Source organism: Streptomyces sp. NPDC029216 (genome assembly GCF_040648015.1).
In the GTDB taxonomy this organism is placed as follows: Bacteria; Actinomycetota; Actinomycetes; order Streptomycetales; family Streptomycetaceae; genus Streptomyces.
This window is the reverse complement of sequence record NZ_JBEZWL010000231.1, coordinates 1-7,884: the sequence shown is the minus strand read 5'-3', so window position 1 is coordinate 7,884 and position 7,884 is coordinate 1. Positions and strand designations below refer to the sequence as shown.

Here is a 7,884-nt window from a genome sequence, read left to right as displayed (position 1 = left end):
GGCGGGGGCGGCCGCGCCGTCGCGGTCGCGGTCGCGGAGCTGGCCGCGCAGCCGGTCCAGGGCCAGGGCGATCCGCGCGGCCTCCCCGCCGCGGGGGATGGTCACGGGGCGGGTGAGGTCGCCGCGGGTCAGCCGGCGGCTCTCCAGGAACAGGGTCATCAGCGGCCGCTGCACGGTGGCGACCAGCAGGGCGATGACGAGCGCGCCGACCAGGAGCAGCGCGCCGGCCAGGACCAGCCCGGCGAAGGCGTCGGTGGCCCGGGAGGGGTTCTGGGAGATGTCGGTCATCGCGACGACGGTCAGCTCCAGGGCGGTGGCGCTGGTGCCGACGCCGGCCTGCGGTCCGGCGAGGCGGGCGTACCCGGCGGCGGCCCGTTCGCCGCTGGTCTCGCCGCCCATGAGGCTGCCGCTGACGCCGGGGAAGCCGCCCGAGCCGGGCTCCTTCACGGTCAGCGGGTTCGCCTTCGTCTTCTTCGCGGCGGTCCTGGCGAAGGAGGCCAGCTGCTTCGTGTCGCGTTTGAGGTCGGCGCGCCGGTTGTCGCTGAGGAGCATCTCCGGCTCGGGCATGCCGTCGGTGCTGAGGATGGTCCCGTCGGCGCCGACGACGGCGATGCTGCGGAAGTCGCCGAGGCTGATGCCGGGGAAGCGCAGGCTGCTGGAGGCGACCAGCAGCTGCTGGGGCTGGTCCTTCCAGGAGAGGAGGGAGAGGGTCAGCAGGCGGGTCTCGCCGTTGGCGAGGGTGACCATGCGGGGGGCCAGGCCGCCCTCGCCGGACAGCTTCGTGCGGTCGACGGCCGTCAGCGGGAGGTTCTCGCCGCGTGCGGCCAGCAGCCGGCCCGAGGCGATCTCGACGACGGCGGTGCCGCGCCACTTCTGGTAGACGCTGCCGATCCGGTCGAGCACGGCGTCCGGGGGGACGGGCTTGCCCGCGGAGAACAGGTCCGCGGCCCGGTTGAGGTCGGTGACGCTCTCGTCGAGGGAGGCGCGCAGCGCGATGGCGCCGTCCTCGGCGAAGTGCTGCTGCGAGGTGAGCACGGCCTGTGGCAGCCGGTCCTCGCGGACGCTGCCCAGGCTCATCGCGGTGAACCCCGCCAGGGCGAGCAGCAGGACCGACAGGACGGTGATCGGGGGCCTGATGCCGCCGAGCAGGGACATGTCGGCCCTGCGGCGGGCCTTGCGCCGTCGCTTGGGGGGCGAAGCGGCCACAGCGGGGGTCCTTCCTGGCGGGGAGGTCGTGCGCGCGGGGGTGTCCCTGCGGGTTCGGGTCTACGGGCTTACGGGCGGGCGTGCGCGCATCAGTCGGGCAGTTCCCGCAGCGGGCGGAGCCCGTCCTCGGCGGCGCCGCGGTTGAGCAGGGTGCCCCGGGTGCGTTCGAAGGCCAGGCGGTAGCGGGCGCGCTGCTCGGGCAGCAGCTTCCTGCCGTCGGGGGTGGTGCCGGAGGCGAGGGCGGCGGCCACGTCGACCAGCCGGTGGTCGCGTACGGGGGCGGCGGCGGTGCCCGGCAGGTCGGTGCCGGGGGTGCTCTCGCGGTCCGGCGGGATGTCGGTGTAGGTCGGCACGAAGCGGGCCTGGACCTCCCACTTCCCGTTCTTCTCGGTGAAGTCGAACCAGCCGATGGCGCCCTCTTCGGTGAGGCCGCTGGGTACGTCGTGGCGGGCGAGCTGGTTGCCGAGCCCGTACGCGACCCAGGTCCCGTCGATCTTCTCCATCGGCTGGACGACGTGGGCGTGGTGGCCGATGACCAGGTCGACCCCGGTCTCCTTGGTGATCTTGCGGGCCAGTTCCAGCTGCGGGCCGCTGGGGTCGGGCTGGTGCTCGCGGCCCCAGTGGACGGAGAGGATCACCACTTCGGCGCCGGCGGCGCGGGCCCGCTTCTCGGCGGCGGCGACGGCCTTGACGCTGATCAGGTTGGCCAGCCAGGGCTTGTCCTGGGGGACCTCGTTGCCGTTGAAGCCGGAGGCGAAGGAGAGCTGGGCGACCTTGACGCCCTTGACGTCCAGGATGTTCGGCTTGTCCGCCTCCTGCTGGGTGCGGGCGGAGCCGGCGTGCTTCAGGCCCTCGCGGTCCAGGGTGTCGAGGGTGCGGTAGACGCCCTCGGGGCCGTGGTCGAGGGTGTGGTTGGAGGCCGTGGAGCAGGTGTCGTACCCGACGTTCTTGACCGTCTTGGCGATCTGGGGCGGGACGAGGAAGTCGGGATAGGTCTGGAAGGGGCCGTCGGGCTCGCCGAGGACCGGTTCCATGTGGCAGATCGCGAGGTCGGCCTTGCTGATGACCGGCTTGACGCCCGCCATGATCCGGTCGAAGTCGTACCCCGCGTGCCCGGCCGCCCGTGCGTCCCGCGCGGCCTGGTCGGTGAGCTGGGGGTGGATGAGGATGTCGCCGGCCGCGGCGACGGAGAAGGACCGGCCGCTCCTGCCGGCGGCGCTGGTCCCGGCGTCGCCACCGTGCCCGCTGTCCCCGCCGAACGGGCCGCATCCCGCGAGGGCGAGGCTCAGCGGCGCGGAGAGGAGCGCGGCGAGGGCCCTGGGGGAGACCAGTCGGGTGGGGCGGGGATTCATTCGGTTATTTTCAGCCAGTGATGACGGCGAAATTGACGAAAAACATAACGATCCCAGTGATCATTTGCGTGATGATCATGATGATCGTCGGTTATGTCGCTTTTCGTCCGACCAATTCGGTCAAAAGGGCGGAGGTATCGGTTCCGCCCCCTGTGGCGCAGGCCACCGATCTGCTCGGCCGGGTGACCCGATTCACCTCCGAATTCGGGGTGCGCGGCGGCTATCGGGCCCCCACGGAAGCGGAGAGGGCCGCTTTGCTGGAGGGCGTTTCATCCCTGTTCGACGGGGATGTCGAAAAGGCCCGGATCCGGCTGGCCGACGTGGACTACCGCCTCGACACCTTCACCGACGGCCCCGGCGGCCGTCGCTACGCCGAGGTCGCGGACGCCGCCGCCCGCACCGGCGCCTCCGGCTCCGCCAACCGGGGCTGGGGCCGGGTCTACCTCGACCTGGGCGCACCGGTGCGCTGGTCGGTACAGGTCCCGCACCCGATCGCCGACCAGGACACCGAACGGCTCGGGGTCGCCGTCCTGCGCGGGGCCCCGGGCGGGGTCATGGTCCTGGCGGGCGCGCACCGCAAGGCGGCCGGCGGCCCGGGCGGGGTCGACGGCGAGGCCGGGGGCGAGGGGGAGGGCGAGGGGGACGACGGGAGCGGGGACGCGACCGGAACCGGGGCCGAGACCGGAGGCGGGGGGACCGGCGCGGCCGACATGGCGCACCGCACCGACTCCGTCTTCCACGCCGTCATCGCCGAGCTGACCCGGCGCGGCCTGCCCGGCATCCAGCTGCACGGCTTCGCCGACTCCACCGTCCCCGGCTCCGGCGCCGTCGTCTCCACCGGCGCGGGCAGGGCGGCGGTCGCCGACGCCGAGCGGCTCGCGGCCGAGCTGGCCACCCGGGGCGTACACCCCTGCCGGGCGTGGAGCGGCAGCTGCAGGATGTCCGGCCGCGGCAACGCCCAGGGCCGGCTGGCGGCCGAGCTCGGAACGCGCTTCCTCCACCTGGAACTCGCCCGCTCCGTCCGCGCCGACCCCGCCCGGCGGGAGGAGACGGCGCGCGCGATCGCGTCCGTCACGGCGGGCTGGGCGGGGGCGTAGCGCCCCGGGCACGGCCGAGGGGCCGGCGCCCCTGCGGGAGGCCGGCCCCTCGGTACCGCTGGACCGCGCCGGTTACTCCGCGACCTCGTGGTCGTGACCCGGGCGCAGGCCGCCGCCGTTGCCGGAGCCGGTGGTCGGCGTCGAGACGACCGGCTGCGACAGCGGGGCCAGGTCGTGGGCGTAGTGGCCGACCGCGTTCGCGATCACGTCGACGTTGATGTCGAGCGCCTTCTGGTCGATGTTGGTGATGTCGTCGCCCTTGCCGTGGTAGTTCACGTCGTAGGCGACGCCCGCCTGACCGCCGAACTTCGCGGCCTGCGCCGGCGTCTTGATGCCCTCGGCGCCCGTGTCCGTACCGCCGGACGGGATGCCCGCCTCGATGAACGGGCCGTAGTCCGAGCGGCCGGTGAAGTCACTGCCCTCGTGCGGGATCTTCTGCGCGTCGAGGAAGTCCGTGATCTGCTTCTCCAGCTGCGCCGAACCCTCCGGGCCGGGGCCCGAGCCGACCTTGTCGGAGTCGTCGCCGTCGTAGACGAAGTAGGCGGCGTTCGGCGAGGCGATCATGTCGAAGTTCAGGTAGAGCCTGATCTGCTTCTTCTGCTCCGGCGTCAGCGAGGCGACGTACGCCTCCGAGCCGAGCAGGCCGAACTCCTCCGCCGACCACCAGGCGAACTTGACCTTGTTCTTGACCTTCTTCTGCTCGCTCGCCAGGCGCTGCGCGACCTGCAGGATGCCTGCCGAGCCGGAGCCGTTGTCGTTGATGCCCGGTCCGGCCGCGACCGAGTCCAGGTGCGCGCCGAGGAAGACGGTGTTGTCCGGGTCGCCGCCCTTCGTCTCCGCGACCACGTTGAAGGTCTTGCGGTTCTCGCGGAACTGGCGGACGTCGAGGGTGACGTTCACCGTTCCGGCCGCGGCCTCCGCCGCCAGCTTCTCGCCGTCGGCCTGGCTGATGCCGCCGGTCGGGACCTTGCCCGCGTTCGGGTCGCCGAGGGTGCCGTTCAGGGCGCCCGCGGTGTTGTTGTAGATGACCGCGCCGACGGCTCCGGCCGCCGCCGCGTTCGCCTGCTTCGCCGCGAAGGGGCAGCCGCCGCGCTTGATCAGGGCGATCTTGCCGGTGAAGGCGCCGGGCGCGAAGTCGGCGGCCTCGCAGCCGTTCGAGCCGTCGGCGTCGACCGGGGCGACGGCGACCGGGGCGGTGACGCCGCCCTCGGGGCCGCTCGCCGTGTACGTCATCAGCTTCAGCGGGACGTCGCGGCCGTTCGCGCCGTTGACCTTCAGCGTCTCGGCGACCGTCTCGACGTACACGAAGTCGAACTCGTGCCGCGAGACCTCGTACCCGGCCGCCTTCAGCACGGCCTCCACGTACTTCGCCGACTGCTCGTGCCCCTTCGAACCCGCCACCCGGGTGCCGTTGTTGTAGTCGGCGATCGACTGGAAGACCTTCAGGTGGTTGTTGGCGCCCTTCCCGGTCGCCTCCTTGACCAGCTTCCTGGCCAGGGCGTCACCCCGGGCGGCGTCGCTCTGCGGGCTCGACGCCCCGGCCGGGCCGGCGAGGAGCAGCGGGGAGACGAGTGCCGCGGCGGCCAGGGCGGCGGTTGCTGCGGCTATACGGCGAGAAGGCATGAAAGTCCTTTCACGGCACGGAGCGACTGCAAGGGAACGGGGTACGGCGGAACGAGGAAATGGGGGAACGGGGTGCGGGGGAACAGGTGGGGGCACGTTAGGCAGCAACCCGCCGCCGTCGCCAGGCTTTTCACTGCTTCCGGTTTGTGAAATCCGGATATCGGTGCGTCCGCGCCGACGGAAAACAGCGAGAACCGGCCACCGTCCGGAGGGCGGAGCGGCTCGCCGTCAGCGCAGGATGCCCTCTATGAGGTCGGGACCTATCCGGGAGACCACGGACAGATCCAACTGATGCTGGACGTACCGCCCCTGACGGTGCGTCTGCGTCAGCCCCGCCTTCTTCAGCACGGCCAGGTGACGGGAGACCTCCGGCGCGGATATGCCGTACACCCGGGCCAGTTCGCTCGTCGTGTACGGGGCCCTCGCCAGGCTGCGGCACAGCCTCATCCGCATGGGGTGCGCCAGCGCCTCCATCCGGCGCTGGACCAGCTCCACCGAAGGGGGCTCGGAGGCCAGCTCGGGCGACCCCAGCGGGTAGTGGATCACCGGCATCCAGCCGGGCGCGTGCAGCACGAGCAGGTGCGGCCAGCCGAAGTTGGTCGGCACGAACAGCAGCCCCGGCCCCACCTCCGGGTCCATGGCGGTGGCCTGGCCGGTGACCATCTTGTCGGCGGTGATCGTGGTCAGCGCCTCGTCCACGCTCAGCGCCGAGGACACCTCCCGCAGCGCGGCGGGCAGCCCCTTGCGGCGCAGGACCTCCGTCTTGTGCCGGGCGTCCGCGGTCTGCCGCGGCTCGATCCGCCGCCAGGTCTCGGCGAAGAAGGCCTCGTCACAGTCCTCCAGCAGCCGCCGCAGCCACACGCGGACGGTGGCGGGGTCCCCCAGCAGCCGCCGGGTGAACTCCAGCCGTGCCGGACCGCGCGCGGCCGCCGTCTCCAGCGCCTTGGCCCGGGCGGTGGCGTCGGACAGCGGGGACGGGCCGCCGCCCTCGTTGTAGAGGGCCAGCCAGCAGTGCTCCAGCGCGGCCATCACGAACCGCTCGTCGTCCATCCGGTCGAGCACGTCCAGCTCCTCGGCCAGCGTCGCGCCGGGGCGGCCGCTGCCGCCGGGGATGCCGGCGAAGGCCATGAAGATGTCGGAGAAGGAACTGCGCCACATGAAATCGGCCTCAAGGAGCCGCTCGGCCAAGCAGGGGTCGAGCGAGGCTGTGGTGGTCCTCGTCCAGGAGTGCAGCCCCGGGTGGTGCGCGGGCTGCGAGAGCGCGTGCAGCGTCATGCAGAGCTCGGCGAGCGGGGACGGCGCGAAGTCGATCCGCTCCACGGGGAGCCCGGCGATGTCGATGGTGACGCTCATGGCCACATTCTGGCCGGTCCGGGCGGCGGGGGAAGGCCCGGGGGCACGGCTCGACGTGCGCCCCTCCGGGTGGCGGCCCGGGTGCTCCGCCGCAGGTGGGAGGCGTCGATTGACTACCGCCGTCAATCGACGCGCGCCGTGCGTCCGACGGGGTGAGGGTGGATGCATGACAGCCATCGAGCAGTACCTCATCGACACCTACCGCGCCGCCCAGCACGGCACCCCCCTGCCCCCGCCCCCGGGCAGCCACGACCTGGCCACCCTGCGCTCGCTCCGCACGGCGGCCCAGTTCGAAGCCGCCGTCTCGGGCGCCCCCACGACCCACCCCTGGCGCCACGCCCTGTCCCGGGCCTTCCACCGGACGGGGGTGTGCTGAGGGGGCGGGGGCTCGCGGTGGGGGCCGGCCATCGCCCCCGCGAGGGGTCGGGGGCGGGTCGGTGGCTGCCCACCCGCCTCCCCGGGTGCGGGCAGGTGGCCCGGCGGCGGGATGCCGTCGGGCTGCGTTGAACAGGGGGGCGGGGTCGGGGGTGGGCGGGGTCCCGGTGGGGCGGTCTCAGAGCAGCCTTGGGGCTTTCCCGTCAGTCCCACTGTCCTTCCGGTTCGGGCCGGCCTGTCAAGGGCGCTCCCTTCGGTCGCGTCGCTTCGCGATGGCCTTCGGCCACCCTTGACAGCCCGTCCCGCCCCGGAAAGACAAGGACTGTCGGGAAACCCCCAAAAGGACGGGCCGGTTCCTTATTGGACATGCGGCCGGATCAGCGATGAGGCGAGCAGGCCGGGTCCGCCTCGCCGGGCATCCGGCCCCTTCAGATCCTGATCCGGGCCCAGGGGCAACCCACGCCCCAGATCGCTACGCGCTGCCCAGATTTCGGCGTCCGCCGCCCGTCTGGGGCCGATACCCGCACCCAAGGACGAGGAGATAGTCCTCCGGACGCCCCTGGCGCGCCAGATCGCTACGCGCTCCTCTTTGCCCAGCGTCCGACGGCCGTCCTGGGCCGGGATGACGTCCCTGTCGTCCTGGGGTGCAGGTACAAGCCCAAGATGGGGGCCGGACGCTGAGACGAGGGGAGCGCGTAGCGATCTGGGGCGCCTGGTGGGTCCGGAGGACTATCTCCTCGTCCTGCTGTGCACGTATCAGCCCAGGACGGCCGTCTGACGCCAAGAACCTGTTGTCTTATCGAACGTGATCGTTGGCTTTCCGCTGGTGGGAGTGGGTTTCGGTTCGGTGAGGCAGGGATGCGTTGTCGTGTTTGTCG

General features: G+C 72.5%; 5 protein-coding genes and 1 pseudogene. 2 read left to right on the top strand and 4 right to left on the bottom strand.

The features are described from left to right. Together AB0F18_RS37650 and AB0F18_RS37645 are read right to left on the bottom strand one after the other, a co-directional pair. Positions 1–1,206, bottom strand: a pseudogene (locus tag AB0F18_RS37650) (HAMP domain-containing protein); the annotation flags it as partial. A gap of 89 nt (positions 1,207–1,295) precedes the next feature. Next, positions 1,296–2,558, bottom strand: a complete 1,263-nt coding sequence (locus AB0F18_RS37645) for a CapA family protein (protein ID WP_362069567.1) — start codon at positions 2,556–2,558, stop codon at positions 1,296–1,298. A 182-nt stretch (positions 2,559–2,740) separates the two neighbouring features. Here AB0F18_RS37645 and AB0F18_RS37640 point away from each other — a divergent pair, with 182 nt between their 5' ends. After that, positions 2,741–3,655 carry a hypothetical protein gene (locus tag AB0F18_RS37640; RefSeq protein WP_362069564.1) on the top strand — a complete coding sequence of 305 codons (915 nt, stop codon included), beginning with the start codon at positions 2,741–2,743 and terminating at the stop codon, positions 3,653–3,655. 72 nt (positions 3,656–3,727) lie between these two features. Here AB0F18_RS37640 and AB0F18_RS37635 read toward each other — a convergent pair whose 3' ends face one another. Together AB0F18_RS37635 and AB0F18_RS37630 are read right to left on the bottom strand one after the other, a co-directional pair. Next, a complete protein-coding gene (locus AB0F18_RS37635) occupies positions 3,728–5,278 on the bottom strand; it encodes a M28 family metallopeptidase (protein WP_362069561.1) in 1,551 nt (516 codons plus the stop codon). Between the two features lie 228 nt (positions 5,279–5,506). Continuing rightward, complete coding sequence (locus tag AB0F18_RS37630) at positions 5,507–6,631, bottom strand: DUF5937 family protein (RefSeq protein ID WP_362069558.1); 1,125 nt, start codon at positions 6,629–6,631, stop codon at positions 5,507–5,509. Positions 6,632–6,797: 166 nt separating this feature from the next. Here AB0F18_RS37630 and AB0F18_RS37625 point away from each other — a divergent pair, with 166 nt between their 5' ends. Beyond that, positions 6,798–7,007 carry a hypothetical protein gene (locus tag AB0F18_RS37625; RefSeq protein WP_362069555.1) on the top strand — a complete coding sequence of 70 codons (210 nt, stop codon included), beginning with the start codon at positions 6,798–6,800 and terminating at the stop codon, positions 7,005–7,007. The last annotated feature ends 877 nt before the right edge of the window (positions 7,008–7,884 follow it).

What these genes read in the sequence shown, in the direction of transcription:
- AB0F18_RS37630 (WP_362069558.1), bottom strand. Translation starts at nt 6,631, where the DNA reads ATGAGCGTCACCATCGACATCGCCGGGCTCCCCGTGGAGCGGATCGAC.
- AB0F18_RS37635 (WP_362069561.1), bottom strand. Translation starts at nt 5,278, where the DNA reads ATGCCTTCTCGCCGTATAGCCGCAGCAACCGCCGCCCTGGCCGCCGCG.
- AB0F18_RS37625 (WP_362069555.1), top strand. Translation starts at nt 6,798, where the DNA reads ATGACAGCCATCGAGCAGTACCTCATCGACACCTACCGCGCCGCCCAG.
- AB0F18_RS37645 (WP_362069567.1), bottom strand. Translation starts at nt 2,558, where the DNA reads ATGAATCCCCGCCCCACCCGACTGGTCTCCCCCAGGGCCCTCGCCGCG.